General features: G+C 46.3%; 9 protein-coding genes. 3 read left to right on the forward strand and 6 right to left on the reverse strand.

Annotation, left to right across the window (positions count from 1 at the left end):
• Positions 1–55: 55 nt before the first annotated feature.
• From H6G03_RS19940 to H6G03_RS19955, 4 genes are all read right to left on the reverse strand, one after another.
• Positions 56–2,530, reverse strand: coding sequence for an SDR family NAD(P)-dependent oxidoreductase (locus H6G03_RS19940; protein WP_190467264.1), 2,475 nt, complete (start codon positions 2,528–2,530; stop codon positions 56–58).
• Entirely contained in the window at positions 2,530–8,901 is a 6,372-nt protein-coding gene (locus H6G03_RS19945; RefSeq protein ID WP_190467267.1) for a type I polyketide synthase, read from the reverse strand. The genes H6G03_RS19940 and H6G03_RS19945 overlap by 1 nt, the downstream gene beginning before the upstream one ends.
• 855 nt (positions 8,902–9,756) lie before the next feature.
• Positions 9,757–10,584 carry a sulfatase-like hydrolase/transferase gene (locus tag H6G03_RS19950; protein ID WP_190467270.1) on the reverse strand — a complete coding sequence of 276 codons (828 nt, stop codon included), beginning with the start codon at positions 10,582–10,584 and terminating at the stop codon, positions 9,757–9,759.
• A 13-nt stretch (positions 10,585–10,597) separates the two neighbouring features.
• Complete coding sequence (locus tag H6G03_RS19955) at positions 10,598–11,635, reverse strand: tetratricopeptide repeat protein (RefSeq protein ID WP_190467272.1); 1,038 nt, start codon at positions 11,633–11,635, stop codon at positions 10,598–10,600.
• Positions 11,636–11,807: 172 nt separating this feature from the next.
• Between H6G03_RS19955 and H6G03_RS37335 the strand changes: the two genes are divergently transcribed.
• Entirely contained in the window at positions 11,808–12,185 is a 378-nt protein-coding gene (locus H6G03_RS37335) for a hypothetical protein (RefSeq protein ID WP_191056210.1), read from the forward strand.
• Between the two features lie 85 nt (positions 12,186–12,270).
• On the opposite strand, the gene H6G03_RS37340 is transcribed toward H6G03_RS37335, so the two are convergent.
• A complete protein-coding gene (locus H6G03_RS37340) occupies positions 12,271–12,429 on the reverse strand; it encodes a hypothetical protein (RefSeq protein WP_199315381.1) in 159 nt (52 codons plus the stop codon).
• A gap of 7 nt (positions 12,430–12,436) precedes the next feature.
• On the opposite strand from H6G03_RS37340, the gene H6G03_RS19960 reads away from it, so the two are divergent.
• Positions 12,437–14,482: an HlyD family secretion protein gene (locus H6G03_RS19960; RefSeq protein WP_199315382.1), complete on the forward strand. Its 2,046-nt coding sequence runs from the start codon at positions 12,437–12,439 to the stop codon at positions 14,480–14,482.
• Between the two features lie 31 nt (positions 14,483–14,513).
• On the opposite strand, the gene H6G03_RS19965 is transcribed toward H6G03_RS19960, so the two are convergent.
• Entirely contained in the window at positions 14,514–14,870 is a 357-nt protein-coding gene (locus tag H6G03_RS19965; RefSeq protein WP_190467275.1) for a pentapeptide repeat-containing protein, read from the reverse strand.
• 216 nt (positions 14,871–15,086) lie between these two features.
• On the opposite strand from H6G03_RS19965, the gene mnmG reads away from it, so the two are divergent.
• On the forward strand, positions 15,087–17,003 hold the full coding sequence (mnmG, locus tag H6G03_RS19970) for a tRNA uridine-5-carboxymethylaminomethyl(34) synthesis enzyme MnmG (protein ID WP_190467282.1): 1,917 nt from the start codon (positions 15,087–15,089) through the stop codon (positions 17,001–17,003).
• Positions 17,004–17,300 lie beyond the last annotated feature (297 nt).

Genomic DNA, 17,300 nt, shown 5'->3' on the forward strand with positions numbered 1-17,300 from the left:
ACTTTTTTTACTGTTGTTCATTTGGCCGAATTTACTAATTTTTCAACCCCATTATTTAGCTATTAGCCAAGCGATTTAGGGCTGAATTACAAGTACTTTCCACATCTACGATATAGAAACAGACTTGACCGTCTTCATCTGTGAAAACAGCATCATATACTAAGCTGTACTCGTCAGCCTGTTTAACGCGGAAAGCAATTTTTAGCGGTTTGTTGAGTAATGATTTGGCACAGCGTACAATTTTCCCAAAACGGGAAGGAAGGGCAGTAGTATTTTGTTGAATGCGACACCAGACAATTGCTAACTGGGGAGCTGTATCGATTAGACCTGGATCGAATAGCCAGTGAGAGTGATTTTGGTGTCGAGATGGAACCCATATGTAACTTAAGCTAGGCATTACCCGCGCATCAATTCCTTGCGGATTCACACAATCAATAGATGTCATTAGCTGGAATTTTGGCCCGTGAAATAGGTATTCGCGGTAAGCAGTACCAGTATCCAAGTCTGTACCCGATCCTAAAAGCGATGGCACACTTGGAGCCTCACCCAAATGGGTGCGGAGGATAAAAAAGGCGCGGTAGAAAGGAATGTTCCTGTCTGGATCGACAATTTCTGCCGTAACCTGTAAAGATTCGGCGTCAGCGTGAGTAGAAGCGCGACCTTTGAATACAACTTTTCTTCCCGCTTCCGATTCCAGCACTAGACCCCGCAATACTCTGAGGTCGCGCACTTCGGAGACAATCCATTCTGGCCAAGCTGCTTGCACAAATTCAGCCATCCATTCCAATGCACCTGCGGCAGGTAAAACCGGCTTTCCATCTAAGCAGTGATCCGCAAGATAAGGATCGCTGGATAGGGAGAAGGTATGTTTCAGGGTAACTGTACCGTTTGGTTGGAGTTCCGGCTGCGAAGGTAGGAGAGGGAAAGAGGGGAGAGTGGGGGAATTAATATTTTGACTTTTGACTTTTGAATTTTGACTTTCTCCATGTTCGGCTTCGTAAGCTTCCCACGGCCCTTCACCTGCGATTACCTCGGTTTCTTGCTTACGTCCGAAACACAACTCCCGTACAAAAAATTCGCGACCGGCTTCCAGAGGAATGGGGATAATACCGCGTTCTTTAAACTGGCGTTTGACGCCTTCCGAAGCCATACCCGTAGTATCCCACGGCCCCCAGTTGATGGCGACAACGCGGGTGTTAGGCCAGCGTTTGTGCAGTTGCCAAGCAAGGCGATTGACGACTTCGTTAGCCGCACCGTAATCTGATTGGCCGCGATTGCCGTAGCGTCCGGCAACGGAGCTGAAGAAGACAAGCAATTTTAATGATTCGGGTCGCAAATGGCGACTGAGGATAAAAGCGCTGTCTACTTTGGTATCGAATACCCGATCGAATGAAGCGATCGTTTTATCGACAATCAGTTTATCTTCGATGATGCCAGCACCGTGGATAACTGCATCTAAACGACCGTAACGGGAATATATGCCATCAATAAGGTTGCCAAATTCGGCGGCATTTCTGACATCGACTGACAGATACTCTACTTTAGCGCCCGATCGCTTAAATTTTTCCAGGTTTTGCCGAATAGCTCTTTGCGTCAGCAATTGCTGTAGCTGAGTTTCAATTTGTACTGGTGTGGGCGATTTACCGCTGCCAAGCGCTGACTTTACTAAGGCTTGCCGCAACTGCGCTGCGTTTTCTATAGTTGCCGTTTCCGGGGTTTCTGCTGTCAGGGGCGATCGACCCACCACGATCAGACTGCAACCGCTCTGAGCTAAGTCTACCGCTATTTCTGCCGTAATCCCACGGGCACCGCCAGTGACCAACACTACCGAATCTGAAGTAATTTCAAATTGCCAATTTGAGATTTCAGATTGCTCTAATTCCTCATTTAGAGATGCGGGGACTGTGTGGAAAACAGTGCGGTTTCCTTGCGGATAACCTACTTCTAAGCGACCTGCTGGCAACAGTAGCTCTTCGATAACGTGAGTCGCGATCGCATCCGGCTCAATACTGGTATCGAAATCGACCGCCTTGGCGCGGATGCCCGACCACTCGGTAATCAGGGTTTTTAACAACCCATTGCTGCTGCCACCTGTGGGTAAACCAGACCCACCCTCACCGTCGCGACCGAAGTAGCCGCCCAATAAGGAAGCTGCCAGTACCCGACCTTTCTGACCTGCTTTTTGCAAATCTTCGCTACATATCTGTAGTAAATTAAACAGACTCTTTGCGTGAATTTGCGTATAGTCGCGCCACTCGGATATTGTTTCCGGTATGGGAATGACGGCGAGGGGTGCCAAATGTACAATTCCCATGACCGAGCCGTGGATTTGACGCTGTTGGGCGACAAACTCAATTAGCTTTTCCGGGTGTGCCAGCAGGTCGATGGAAACGATCGCCGTGTGAGCGCCTTTCTGTCGCAAGGTGTCGCTGATGCGATCGGCTACCGATAGCCGATCGTCTGTAATTAAGTACAGACCGACGGGCAAAAGTAGTTCTGCATCGGCGGCGGGCTCCCGCTGTGCCTGCATTACATAGCGTGGGATAGTTTCGTCCCGTTGTGAGACTTTCCCAGGCTATTCACCTCCTGACGCACGGGTACGACCGCAGATGGCATTTCCACCAGCTGTTTGACGAGATTGTTGAGAGATTTGACGCGGGTGAGGCTTTCCATTTGCGCCTGCATACTAGCGGCTAGGGATTCTGGCAGGGTTTTCTGCAATGCCCCTAAAATTTCCACTCGTTTGATCGAGTCAATTCCCAGTTCTGCTTCCAAGTCTTGGTCTAATCCCAGCATTTCGGTTGGGTAGCCCGTGCGATCGCTCACTAAAGCGAGCAAAATTTGAGTCAGGCTGGTGCGATCGAACGCAGGTGCTGTCGTAGGAGTTGGTGCTGCTGGTGCTGCTGTTGGTGCTGAGTCAGGCAGACTTTGCACCAGTTTCTCGACAATGCTGTTGAGAGATTTGACGCGGGTGAGGCTTTCCATTTGCGCCTGCATACTGGCAGCTAGGGATTCTGGCAGATTTTTCTGCAATGCTCCTAAAATTTCCACTCGTTTGATCGAGTCAATGCCCAGTTCCGCTTCTAAGTCTTGGTCCAATCCCAGCATTTCCACTGGGTAGCCGGTGCGATCGCTCACCAACCGCAATAAAATTTGCATGATTTGGGTGCGATCGAATGCTGCGGGTGTAGGAGAGTGAGGGACGGTCGTGGCAGAGGGTGCGATCGGGGAAATTGACTGAGTTGAAGAACTTGTCTCCAGCACCGATGAAGAGTCTACTGATTCTTTTCCAGTAGTAACTGTTACCTTGCGAGAGTCGAGATCCGATCGCGAGTAGGAAAGTGGCTGCTCGGATTTTTCAGAAACAATTCGTACTGGTGCGATCGTTTGGGGATAAGCTTTAGTGGGGCTGGCATCCTGCCTGCTTTTGATGTTGCCATTGTGTCCGTTCTGATGTGTAACCGTCGGCTGTGCAATCTGCACAGGATGATTCGTTACAGGTAAGGATTGTGGTGCAACCTGTGGTGCAACCGCGATCTGACTGCTACTGAGAAACTGGTGCATCACTTTTTCTTGCAGGCTCAAGAATTGACGCATGGTTTCTTGGTAGGCTTGGTAAGCCATTAGCGCCACTTCTGGTTGGGGAACCCGATTAGCTGCTTGTACCGATGTGACTGGCGGTTGAGAAACACTTGCTGGTATTGGTTGTGACATTGGTCGCGATGTAGTTGATGAACTTGCTACAGTTGGGGTTGGCTTTGTGGGCGCTGGCGCTTTGATTGTTTGCGGTGGCACCGATTTTGCCGGAACCGTGGCGTGGGGAATGGGGGGAGTGGGGGATGGGGGGAGTGGGGGAGCAGAGGAGAATAAATCTTTTTCCTCTTCCTTTTTTTCCTCTTCCTTTTGACTTTTGACTTTTGACTTTTGACTTTCCCCTGCGGCTGTTTCTAAGTTGAGAGGCGGTATTTTACCGGTGTAACCGATCTCCTGACTTTGGGGTCTGGCGCTGCCTCCGTTTACCAGCCAAGCTGTGGCAGGTAAGCTCTCCGGGCGAGTTTTTTCTACAAGTTGGGATAAGTCTAACTGACGGACATCGCGACCTTCAAATAAAGATGTCAGCTCGATCCCGACGCCCTTTGTTACCAAAGTACCGATGGCTGTCAACAAACCTTTTAGTCCTGAGCCTTGTCCGTCTAGGGATACGGCGGTATAATTCTTGCCTTCTAGAATTTGGCTGACTAACTTGGTGAGGATGCTCTTGGGGCCAACTTCTACGAAGATCCGCGCTCCGTTATCGTACATGGCATTAATTTGGGCCACAAATTCCACGGAGCTGAGCAGGTGTTCGGATAATTGCTCGCGGATCGCGTCGATGTCCGATTTGTAGGGAATGCCGGTGGAATTACCGTAAACCGGAATTTTAGGAGGCTGAATTTTGGCTTGGCCGATCGCTTGGGTTAAGCTTGCTTGGGCGGAGGATACTAAGGCGGAGTGGAACGCACCGGCAACGGGAAGCATCCGCGCCATTATTCCGGCTACGTTCAAGCTATCGACGACTTTGCCGATCGCTTCTTTTTCGCCGGAAATGACTGTTTGGCGGGGTGCGTTGTGGTTGGCTATAGATACCCTATCTACCCCCACAAGGCGGGTGAGTAAGTCTTCGCGGGTGGTCTGCACCGCCGCCATCGCTCCGTCAGAAGCAGCGCAAGCAGCTGCCATCACCTTACCTCTGGTTTCGGAAAGGCTGAAAAAGTCTTCTCTGGACAAAACTCCAGCGCAGTGAAGGGCAGCGTATTCTCCGTAGCTGTGTCCGGCTACCATGTCGGGTACAAGTCCCAGCTTTGCCAACACATCCATAAAGCCGGCTTCGATCGCTCCCAAGGCGGGTTGAGCGATTTGGGTATCGGTGAGCGCTTGTTGGTTGCGGACATCTTCGGCGTCGGAATAAGCGCTGGGGGGATAGATGTACTGACGCAAAGGTTTGGGCAAGCGATTTTGCAACTGCGCGTCTGCCAGTTCTACAGATTCGCGCATTTCTTGGAAGTACAGCGCTACTTCGCGACCCATGTCTGGATATTGCGATCCTTGTCCGGGGAACAAGAAGGCTATTTTGTCAAGGGTTTGTTTTGGATCGTTGCTTGTAACTGACCACTGATTTTTGAGAAATATCAGATTCAGTTGCACATAAGGAGGCAATTTTACTGATGTATCGCCACCTATGTGCAAGAGGATCGACTCTAGGGTTTCTTTGAGTTTTTCTAAGCTTTCGGCGACAAAAGCCAAACAAACTGGGTCGGCGGCTCTCTCTTGTGCTAGTTTGGCGTAGGTGTAGGCTAAATCGCGCAGCGTGGGTAAAGCTCCTGCGGCTAAAGCATCTTTGAGGTGGCGCAGCTGTTTTTCTAAGTCTTGGCGATCGCTCGCTTTCCACACGAACAGCTCGACTACCCAATTTGGGGAACCTGGGGCAACACTGACTAAATTACCTTGGTATTCTTCTAATACGGCGTGGAAGTTGGTTCCCCCAAATCCGAAAGCACTGACTGCCGATCGACGTGGGTTGTTTGGGTTGGCTAACCAAGGTTTGGCTTCTTTTAATAGATATACCGGACTTTCTGGATTGCTAATCGGGTCGAGGGGATTTTCGACATTGATGTGCGGTGGCAGAACTTTGTGGTGCAAGGATAAAGCGATTTTCACTAAACCTGCCACGCCGGCGGTACTCTTGGTGTGGCCGATCGTCGTTTTGACAGATCCCACTACACAAGATTTACTGGCAGCTTCACTTTCTTTGAGAGTGGTGACAATTGTTTCTAATTCGGCTCGATCGCCTGCTGCTGTACCGGTACCGTGTGCTTCGTAAAGACCCACTGTATTCGGTGCGAAACCGGCTTTTTCGTAGGCGCGTTTTAAGGCTCGCATTTGTCCTGCGGGTAAAGGAGCTGTCATGCTCAATCCTTTGCCGTCGCTGGAACTGGCTACGGATTTGATGACGGCGTAGATGCGATCGCCATCTCGTTCGGCATCTTCTAATCGTTTCAGAACCAGAATTGCTATCCCTTCACTAATAGCAATGCCATCGGCACTTTTATCAAAAGTCCGCGATTTGCCTCGTGGCGAGAGTGCTTGTGTTTTGCTGAAACACATATAGGCAAAAGGACTTTGAACTGTATCTACTCCGCCAGCAATAACGACATTGCTGCGACGTGTTTCTAGCTCCCTCACCGCTTGATATACTGCTGCTAAGGAGGATGCACAAGCTGCATCAACTGTAAAGTTGGAGCCGCCAAAATCGAAACGGTTGGCTACTCTACCTGAAATTACGTTGAGCAGCAAACCTGGGAAAGATTCTTCCGTCCATTCTGGTAACCGTTCCCAAACTTCTTGGGATGGGTTATCGATAAATCGGGGAATTTCCGAGCGTGTGGCGTATTGCTGGCCAAGGTCTGCAATACCGCCACCCGCACCCAAGATTACAGAAGTGTTTTCGCGATCGAAATTCCCATCTGCCAATCCCGCATCTGCCAAGGCGCGACGGACTGCTTCTAAGGTGAGCAGCTGCAAGGGTTCGATCGATTTTAAGGATTTGGGGGGGATGCCAAATTTCATCGGATCGAACGCTACATCGTCTATAAATCCTCCCCATTTGGAATAGATTTTGTCGCGGGCGTTGCGATCGGCATCGTAGTACAATCGCCAATCCCAACGATGAGCTGGAATTTCGGTGACTGCATCTATTTTGTTGAGAATGTTATCCCAGAATGTTTGTTTATCTTGTGCTTTGGGCAGTAATGTTGATATGCCGATAATGGCAATATCAGATGGATTTGGGATTTTGGATTCTACTTCGCTAACTGATGCGAAAGATTCCAGCAGTTTGCTACTGTTTTCCGAAACATCTTTGTGCAAAGATTCGATCGTACAAATTTTGTTGCGTAAAGTCGCAACTTGGCCGATCATGTACATCCCGTCAGTCAGTTGTTTATCTGACTCTACGGTAGTAATTTCGCTCTTCTCCCGCTTTAAGCCTTTGGAAGCTATTCGCAAACGTCCTAAAGTAAGGTCTTCTAAGGCATCTTTGATTTCTTCAGGAGAACTGCCGGCTGCCATCATACGGCGACGAGTATCGTAAAATTCTTGTGCGAATGGGGTAACGGCACAACGGCTGGCGTGACCTGGGCCGGTTTCCAGGTTGATTGTACGCTGGCAGGCGATCGCTTGTTCTTGAAATCCTTTGACGATTGCGCCACAGGATACTGCTTCTTCGGTAAATAGATAAGCGCTGCCCATCAGCACTCCGATCCGGATACCTCTTTTTACCAGAGGCGCTGCCATTGCACTCACCATTGCCGCCGAAACAGCATCGTGAATGCCGCCTGCAAACAAAACGTGAATTTCAGTTTCTTTACCTGGGGGAACTTCTGCTAGCAAGGTTTCGATCGTGCTTTCCCACAGTAAAAAGCTACACAACGGCCCTACGTGACCGCCGCATTCCCGACCTTCAAACACAAATCGCTTTGCTCCCTGTTCGAGGAACATTTTCAGCAAGGCAGGGACGGGTACGTGAATATAGGTGGCAATGCCTTCTGCTTCTAAGTGAGCTGCTTGGTCTGGACGCCCTCCGGCTATTAAAGCAAAGGGTGGTTTTACTTCTTTAACTACTTGTAGTTGTTCTTGTCGCAAGGCGTGGGGAACAAAACCCAGGATGCCAACTCCCCAGGAGCGATCGCCCAGTATTTGTTTGGTTTTATACAATAAGTCTTTAACTTGCGGGCCTCGCAACAATGCTAAGGCTAATAAGGGTAAACCACCAGCGGCAGATACGGCATCAGCGAATTCAGCGGTATCGCTGACGCGGGTCATCGGCCCTTGGACGATCGGATATTGAGTTTTGTGAGATACAGCTAAAGGTGAGTGCTGCTGAAGCGGTGGCTGCGCTTGTACTGTTCTGACACGCTCTAAGGAGGTATTTAGTAGCGCTTGTATAAATCTACCTGTAGTTTTGTAGCGATTCGCGTAGGTAGCGGCCAAACCTACAGATTGTCCCATCGGCCAAGCTATTTTACCGGGCTCTCCCCAACCTATCAGCTGGTTAGCTTGGTGTTGCCAGCGTTGAGTTATTTTCGATGCCGGATCTGCTTCTAGCTCTAATTTTTCCGCCTGTTGTTGTAAAGTTTTGATTACCTGGAATCCGGGTCTGGACAAAATGCGGCAATTGCGTTGCAGTCTTTCGCCGATGACAATGGCTTCTTGACCGTTGAGGTTGTTGAGGTAGCGCTGCCATTCTGTCGGTAAGGGAGATTCCGGCATCAGCCATAACTGGTCATCCAAGATTACACCGGCAGCACCGACGGCGCGACAAGCTGCTGCTGTATGAATGCCGATCCCACCCTGTACGTAGACTGGCAACGACTGTCTGGCTATGAGTTTTTGCGTCAGTACAAATGCTGAGTCTTCCCCTACCCAACCGCCAGCTTCGTGTCCTTTGGCAACTATGCCGTCTATGTTCGGGTTTGAAATGTTTAGGTCGGTAATTTGGTCTGTATCTGTGACTTCCAGCAGCAGTTTGCGGCTGGATGAGGCTGGTAGGGATGCGATCGTCTTTTTGAGGTTTTGGGCGTTCCAGCCGCACAGAATCAAGCAATGCGGGCGATCCAAGAGTTTTTCTACAAGAGATGCCAATGCTGGGATTGCTTCTGAGCGTAAACGCAATCCCACAGCATTCTGGGCTCCTACCAGGTCTAAAAGCTTGTTTAAATGCTCAGTTGCTTTCTTTATGTCCGCATATCTACAAAATTCTGTATCTAGCACCCCTATTCCCCCGGATCTACTTGTCGCAACTGCTATGCCGGGACGATCTAGTTCTATGGGACTTATGGACAAACAAGCAAACATACTATCCATGAGTTTTTGCCTATGAAGGGTGGGTCGGACTAGGGCTGGAACAACACTTTTAGCTACAACTGTTGAAAGTCAACTTCCTGATTCCGGGTTTGAGAAGATAGTTGGGATTACGTATCTATGTTTTAAAGCATATACATTTCATTTGTATTCGCTGTACCTATACTTCGTCAAATAGTTTTACATAATCTTCATCGTTACCGGGGTATGTTTAAAGTTCTTTTGAATTTGGACTTAAGGTGGACTTTTTGATCTAGTCTTAGTGGATAGATTTTGGTAGTAATCATTACCTCTATCTTTATGAATATTTTTCTCAAGGTTATGACATCCGAGCTACTTAGTTATAGATTGCACATCGATAGTGAATATACTGGGGCCGCGAGAAGTCAGCGACGCAAAAGTGACTTACCCAAAAGATTACTCCCTTAGCGCTCAAAAAATATGTATTGCATTTTTAGGCAAAGAACGGGAAAAAAGAATAACAGGTACTTGCGATCGATAATCATCCGGAGGGAAGAGAGTAATATCGTTTCCGGTTACGTCTGAATTATTAACGCCACAGAGGAGCAGAAGGGGATTAAATGAAGGCATAACAGCCTAGAGCGCCAGCCCAGTAAAAGAGGTTGACAAAAGAAATGAGGTTATGTATGTCTATATAAACCTCGGCAGGGCGAAGCTAACGGAGCAGAAAAATTGTTGCCGCGATCGATTGTCGCCCAAATGCTGAGCCCCTACACAATACATATTTCGTTCTTTTTATCAATTTATTCTACTGGGCTGGCGCTCTAGCTCTACTAAAACGCGATCGCCAACCTGTACTGACTATTAAATTTTCTACTGTCAAATCAACGAGATATTCTAGGGATTTATACCTTCTAAAAAAGGCACCTCAAAACACTTTTCGTGCATAACTGGGCCATGACCGAAATAACCATCTTCGCCAAATAGTTCTCCGTGATCGGCGGTGATGATGATATGGGTATTGGCTGGACATTTGTCAAACAAATCCGCCAAAAGCCCGTCTACGTATTCAACGCACTTAATTTGCTGCTTGTGCAAACGCTGCATTTCTTCCGCATCAAAGAAAGTTTTTTCTGATTGTTCGTCATTCCCAGCCAGAATAAACTCATCCATTTTTTTAAAGACACCGTGAACGCCCGATATATGAGGCAAGTCTTCACCTTCGAGCATATATGGATAGTGAGTTTCACCCAAATTGAGGAAGTAAAATCGCGGTTCTTGAGTGGGAAATTCTATTTCTCGCACCATTGAGGCGAAATCGTTATGATTTCCCATCAATTTATAATCATCAAAAAATTTATTGATACTGGTAAATTGGTTGAGAACGGGTAGGGAAACCCGTGCGATCGTCCGATAGCCTTGGTCTTTCAAAACTTTGGGTAAAGAAAGTTGAGGCACAAAAGTTTTGAAAGACAAGTTGGGAATCCCTAAGCGATCGACCCATTTAGCGAACTCATGCTTGTATACCTCAGAGGCAAACACGCCACGCGGACTGGTATGGGGAACCATTCCCATCAGCATTGCATAGTGAGAAGGCGATGTCCAAGAAGCATAGCTGTAGCGACGCTCCGCCAGACCCAACTTATCCATATTTGGTGTGGATGCTGCCTGATAGCTGTCATACCGACAGCTATCCATAATGATGTATACAAGATGATTCGGCATAAATCCTACGGGTCTATTTTAAAGTACTTTTTCCCTGACGGCGTTGTTGGAAGTTTTGACGCGCACGAGTTTGAGCTTGTGTAAGCTGCTGAAGTGCCAGGGATCTGTAGGAAGAGATCAAGTTGGGGGAACTCGTATCATCTTGTTCTAGTATGGCATCGAGTTCTGCCAATTCATCTGGGATATCTCCAGCTTCCGAAGCTGCCAAACTAGCAGCGCGGTATTCTTCTGCTGCTTCCTTAGTTAGACCCTGACGCTGATAAATGTCGCCCCAGAGTTGATGTGTCTTCGCGGCGAGCTGCTTGACGCGAGGAACTTGATTCAACATTTCGATCGCTTCTTCTAGTTCGTTATTTTGAACCAACGCTTCTATTAATCCCAATCTAGCCGCTGGAGGCATTTCGGGGTTCAATGATACCGCTTTTTCAAAAGCTTCTTTCGCACCCTTGTAATTTTTTTGTTCTGTATAAATGCGCCCTAGTGCTTGATACGCACGCCATGCCTTAGAATCTACATTTATCGCTGTCTTGATTTCGGAAACTGCATCTGGAAGCTTACCTTGTGTTTGATAGATTTGCGCCAGTTGCAAGCGCACTGGGACAAGTCGAGGGTCTAAGCGCAGTGCCTGACGGAACTGCTCTTCCGCTTGGGCGTATTTTTCTTGCTTAACCAGAATCCGACCTATACTTTGATAAGCTTGTGTAGAATTTGGGTCAATGCTGAGAGCGGTTTTAAATTCTTCCAGCGCTTGTGCCAGATTATCCTGTCTTAAATACACCCTTCCTGCTGCTAGCGGTGCTTGCACCATCAGCGGATCTAATTTTTTTACCGCCTTAAAATGTTCTAAAGCTTCCTCGTAACGTTCTTGCCTCAGCAACATATTTCCTGCGCCCAGATGAGCGGGTTTAGAAGCTGGATTATCTTTTAAAATCGCTTCAAACTCCGATAAAGCTTCGTCAAAACGCTTTTCTTTTGCCAGTGCAAATCCTACCTTAACTTGCTCGCGTTCGTTTTTACCTAAACGCTTTACTTGAGGTGTAAAGTTAGCCATGAATTTTTACCGTGAAAAATTTATTGCTATTCCAACTTTAGCACACCTATCTGGAAAAGCAATAAATTTAATCTTGATTTAAAATAAATTTAGATACATCTGGTATTTTAGGAACAGTTTTCGCAATAATGTAAACATAACCTAAATATTGCGATCGGAGAATGGTATTGTTATGTATAAATATTTACAAAATCGCTTCCGTAAAAACCTAATTATTACACCCATAACAAAAAAAGATGCACAAACCAAATTTTATTTAGTCAAAGATCCAACTTCAGGCGAGACTTTTGAGTTTGGTGAAGAAGAATATTTTCTCTGCCAAGCAATGAATGGAACTTCTACGCCTTCGCAGATATTATCTGCTTTTAAAAGCCGTTTTGAACTTTCCATGAATGAAGAAGAATTCAATCAATTCTCAGAGCAAATAGCTAGATTTGGCCTTTTGGAATCATTAAATGAGCAGGCTATTTTAAATCCAGAAATATCTAAAAAAAACCGATATGGCAGGCATAAAATTAAAAAAAAAATATTAGTACCGAACGTAAAATAGCAAGAAAAGATTTTCCAAAATATCACAGGAGCAAGAACAAAACAAAGCAAGAAAAAAAATACATTTGGTGTATTGACGAACCCGGTTATATATTTACTCCTATGGCAGGCTTTTTTAGCCACTTTTTAATATTTTTTAAAGTAATAAATTGGGGATTAATTCCTGGAATTCCTCTCGCTTTCTTGACTTTCTTCAATAACCAATCTATATTTTGGAGAGACATAATTATTTCAGTCGAACCCATACCTTATTTGATAACATATGCTTTCAACCTAACTCTGGCGGGGTTATCAGCGAAACTAGCTCAGGGTGTAGTTTTAGCTTATTATGGTGCCAGGGTAGAAAAGTTTGGATTGATTCTATCTGGTGGATTTTTACCCCGGTTTTACTGCGATAGAGAAGGTTCATGGCAGCTCAAACGCAGGCAACAGTTGTGGGTTTTTGCCACCCCTTTAGTAGCCAGACTTATCTTGTTTGTCATGGGGGTTTTGATTTGGTACTGGACTCACAACACAGGAACTGATTTGGGAACTTGGGCTCTTTTACTGGCACACGCGAGTTTTATGGATTTCCTGCTCGACAGTTGCCCGCTTTGGCCTGTTGATGGCTTTTTATTCATGTTAGCTTACTTTCGCCTTCCCCCCAACTTTTTAGTAAGAGTTTATCTGGTGTGGGATATGGTGCTACATAATCGCCCGTTACCAAAATCTTTCTCCCTCAAAGAAAAGTGGTTGCTATTATTGTATGGCCCAGCAGCATTCTTGTTTACATCGCTCGTGCTAATTTTCGTTGCCTTTTACGTAGGCCAAGGGCTATCCGCTAATTTCAGTGGTATTTTTGGCAGAGGTACAGCGTCAATAATAATCACTGCTGTAGTTTTATTGGCTATACGGCAGCCGATCGCAGTATTATTAAAAGCAAAAAACATAGGCACTAAAACCGTATCTTCTTCTTCACTACCTCCTGTCCAAGAGTATCCGGGAACAACAGATTCAACTCCTCACAATAAAAAAAATTCTTCTTGGTTGAAGAAACTTATTATCATACTCTTGCTGGCTGGGATCTGTTGGTTACTTATTATGCCTTATCCCTATCGTCCTGGTGGACAAATTCAGTTATTGCCTCCCACCCAGCAGCAAATTCAAGCACCGGTCGATGGAAAAATTATTAAAGTTTATTTTAATGGAGGCGATGGAAAATGGATAAAAAGCGGAACGGCGATTGCTCTGATGGAAGCTACTGATATCGAAAATGATACGTTAAAAACAGAACAACAAATAAAAAGTCAACAAGCGATTTTGGAAAAAGAACAAGCAAATTTAAATAAGCTTTTGAACACCCCTAGAAAAGAAGAAGTAGAATTAGCCGAAAAAGAAATTGACGTTGCCAAACAACAAGTGGAAGTATCTAAGCAAGAAATCGAAGTGGCTCGCCAAGAAGTGGAAGTCGCTAAAAAGCAGCTCGATTCTGCGAAATCGAGGTTTGAGTTCAGTTCCCGCGAGGCTGACCGCTACAAATTTTTAGCCAAACAAGGCGCTGTTTCTACGCAAGCATTTGAAGATAAGCAAAAGCTGGCTGATGCGGATAGCGTGAAAGTGGAAGAAAGCTTGAAAAATTTGTTGGTTAAGGAAAATGAGGTACAGTCAAAACGAAGCACGCTAACTACCAGAGAAACAAGTGTACAAGAGAAAGAAACTAACTTAAAATTAGTGTTGAGTGGCGCTCATCCAGATGATATTGCCGCAGCTCGCAAACAGGTTGAAGCTGCTCGTGCTGAGCTTAAACGATTGGAACAACAGTTAAAATACAATAAAGATCAACTTCAGCGCACGCAATTGTTAATGCCTATAGATGGTTATTTAGTCACTCCCTATCTCGACCAAAAGGTGGGCAGTTATTTAGATCGAGGCGATACATTTGCAGTCAGTGAGGACGATCGCCACATTCGCGGTGAGGTGAAAGTTCCGGAGTATAATGCAGGTGAATTCGTTGTGGGTGCAGAGGTGGAAGTCAAACTTGCTGCATATCCGGATGTATCTTTTATGGGAAAAGTAGTTTCGATCGAGCCTACTGCTGCTAGCGAGTCGAGTTCTGCGACTACTACTGGCGAACATACTTCTAGTTCGACAGAACGAATTATTAGAGTGATTGTAGACCTTCCCAATGTAGACAAAACCCTGAAAGCCGGACTGACTGGTTATGCAAAAATTCAAGGTAGCGATAAACCAGTAATTGTAGCATTTACTCGTCCCATTGTCCGCTACATACAACTGGAAGTTTGGTCTTGGTTACCTTGATTATATTTAGACCTCGCTAGATTAATCAATTTTAACCGATATTGGCATAAGTTAAAAAAGCAAAAGATAAGTCAGCAGCACGTAAATTGGCATTACTTAGATTGGCATCTCTCAGCTTGGTACGTGAGAGGTCTGCATCAGATAAGTTAACATGATGAAGGTTTGCACTTTCCAAGTTAGCTTTGCTCAAGTTTATACGTAAAAGATTGGCATAATATAAATTAGTTTTACTCAAGTTAGCACCTGAAAGGTTAGCATCCACTAAGTTAGCCTCTCTCAGATTAATACCTTCTAGATTGGCATTCTGTAAGTCAGCCTCTCTCAAGTCAGCTTTAGAAAAATCTCTTTCTCCTGTGGCATAACGAGTGATTAGTTCAGCAGCATCCATATATACTTTTTTGGTAAAATCACAGCTAACGAAATTATCCCAAAAATTTGTCAGGTGCTGTCGTAAAGCTAATTATGCAGCGTGTAAAGTTTTGTTACATAAATAAACTGTTTGAAATGGCGATCGCATATAAAAAGATGCACGGCGAGGCAAAACCTGAGCATCCATTGCAACCGCTAAAATAAGGCTTGAGTCCTTGTTGCCGTGACGCTTACCATGACCGCACACACTCCCGTACAATTCCTAGACGCCTTTGATGTTATCGTTGTCGGTGCAGGTCACTCCGGCTGCGAAGCCGCACTTGCTACCGCACGACTCGGTTGTCGCACTCTGCTGCTAACGCTGAATCTGGATAAAATTGCTTGGCAACCGTGCAATCCCGCAGTAGGTGGCCCTGCGAAGTCGCAATTGACACATGAGGTAGATGCACTCGGCGGCGAAATCGGTAAAATGGCCGATCGCACTTATCTGCAAAAGCGCGTGTTAAACTCCTCCAGAGGGCCGGCAGTTTGGGCTTTACGCGCACAAACTGACAAGCGGGAATATGCGGCGATGATGAAACGGATTGTCGAAAATCAGGAAAATCTGACAGTCCGCGAAGGTATGGTGACGGATTTGGTACTCGGTAAAAATGACGAGATTATCGGTGTCGAAACATACTTCGGCGTGGCGTTTCAGTGCAAATCCGTAATTCTAACTACCGGTACATTCCTGGGTGGTAAGATTTGGGTGGGTAACAAATCGATGGCGGCGGGACGTGCGGGGGAATTTGCTGCTGTTGGTTTGACGGAAACATTAAATAGATTGGGTTTTGAAACGGGACGTTTAAAGACGGGAACTCCGGCGCGAGTTGATAAGCGATCGGTCGATTACAGTAAAATGGAATCGCAACCGGGTGATGCAGAGGTGCGCTGGTTCAGCTTTGACCCGGAAGTTTGGGTGGAACGGGAACAAATGCCGTGTCACATGACCCGCACCACCGCAGAAACTCATCGCTTAATTAGAGAAAATCTGCACCTGTCTCCCGTTTACGGTGGTTGGGTGGATGCGAAAGGGCCGCGTTATTGTCCTAGCATTGAAGATAAAATTGTCCGATTCGCCGATAAGGAAAGTCACCAAATCTTTATCGAACCGGAAGGTCGCGATATCCCAGAATTGTATATCCAAGGTTTCTCCACTGGTTTGCCGGAGAATTTGCAATTGCAGATGTTGCGGAGTCTCCCAGGTTTGGAAAATTGCACGATGCTGCGTCCGGCTTACGCGGTTGAGTATGATTATTTACCTGCAACTCAGTGTTTTCCCACACTGATGACTAAGAAAATAGAGGGTTTGTTCTGCGCTGGACAAATTAACGGTACTACTGGATACGAAGAAGCAGCAGCACAGGGACTCGTTGCTGGGATTAATGCGGCTAAATTTGTGCGCAATTGCGCACAAATTATTTTCCGTCGCGAGGAGAGTTATATCGGTACGCTGATGGATGACTTGTGTACGAAGGATTTGCGGGAACCTTACCGGATGCTGACATCGCGATCGGAATATCGTTTACTATTGCGATCGGACAACGCCGACCAACGCCTCACACCTCTGGGTCGGGAAATCGGCTTGATTGACGATCGCCGTTGGGAGTTGTTTACTCGCAAGCAAGCCAATATTGCCGCCGAGAAAGAACGGCTTTACGGGACGCGGATTAAAGAGCATGATGAAATTGGGAAGGCGATCGCATCCGATACCCAACAAGCGATCAAAGGTTCGATTACCCTCGCCGACTTATTGCGACGTCCGGGATTGCATTATATAGATCTGGACAGATACGGATTGGGTAATCCCGACATCAACGCCACAGAGAAAGAAGGCGCAGAAATCGATATCAAGTATTCCGGATATCTGCAACGGCAACAACATCAGATAGACCAAATTGCGCGTCACGAACACCGCAAACTGCCACCAGATTTGGATTACGCTTCCATCGAGACACTTTCCAAAGAATCTCGCGAAAAGCTAACCAAGGTGAAACCGCTGACTATCGGTCAAGCAGCGCGAATTGGTGGAGTTAATCCGGCTGATGTGAACGCCTTGCTGATTTATTTGGAAATGCGATCGCGCCAACTGAGTGTGGCTGGTGTTCAATAAATTGCTAATTTATATAGATGTGTGACTGAGTGGGGTGGGCAATGCCCACCCTACTTATCGCCAAGCTATATATTTTGATAAAAATTTTCGACCAGTCCCAACACTCAAAAGCGACCGTCAGAAGTTATCGAAAAATTGGGTGGAAAACCCCGTCGTTCTACGACGGCTTTTGGTAAAATTGAACGCAAGTGGAACACAAGATGTAGTTGTGGCATACGAACTTACTCGCTGGATAAAGACTAATGCCACCAATCCGAATGGGTTGCCCCAATGCCTCACTGCCCTCTAAAAAAAATA

It is taken from the genome of Aerosakkonema funiforme FACHB-1375 (assembly GCF_014696265.1).
Lineage (GTDB): Bacteria > Cyanobacteriota > Cyanobacteriia > Cyanobacteriales > Aerosakkonemataceae > Aerosakkonema > Aerosakkonema funiforme_A.

Excerpts from the sequence above, each read along its gene's own strand:
- mnmG (WP_190467282.1), top strand. The coding sequence starts at position 15,087 with ATGACCGCACACACTCCCGTACAATTCCTAGACGCCTTTGATGTTATC.
- H6G03_RS37340 (WP_199315381.1), bottom strand. The coding sequence starts at position 12,429 with ATGGGTTCGACTGAAATAATTATGTCTCTCCAAAATATAGATTGGTTA.
- H6G03_RS37335 (WP_191056210.1), top strand. The coding sequence starts at position 11,808 with ATGTATAAATATTTACAAAATCGCTTCCGTAAAAACCTAATTATTACA.
- H6G03_RS19945 (WP_190467267.1), bottom strand. The coding sequence starts at position 8,901 with ATGGATAGTATGTTTGCTTGTTTGTCCATAAGTCCCATAGAACTAGAT.
- H6G03_RS19940 (WP_190467264.1), bottom strand. The coding sequence starts at position 2,530 with ATGCAGGCACAGCGGGAGCCCGCCGCCGATGCAGAACTACTTTTGCCC.
- H6G03_RS19955 (WP_190467272.1), bottom strand. The coding sequence starts at position 11,635 with ATGGCTAACTTTACACCTCAAGTAAAGCGTTTAGGTAAAAACGAACGC.
- H6G03_RS19950 (WP_190467270.1), bottom strand. The coding sequence starts at position 10,584 with ATGCCGAATCATCTTGTATACATCATTATGGATAGCTGTCGGTATGAC.
- H6G03_RS19965 (WP_190467275.1), bottom strand. The coding sequence starts at position 14,870 with ATGGATGCTGCTGAACTAATCACTCGTTATGCCACAGGAGAAAGAGAT.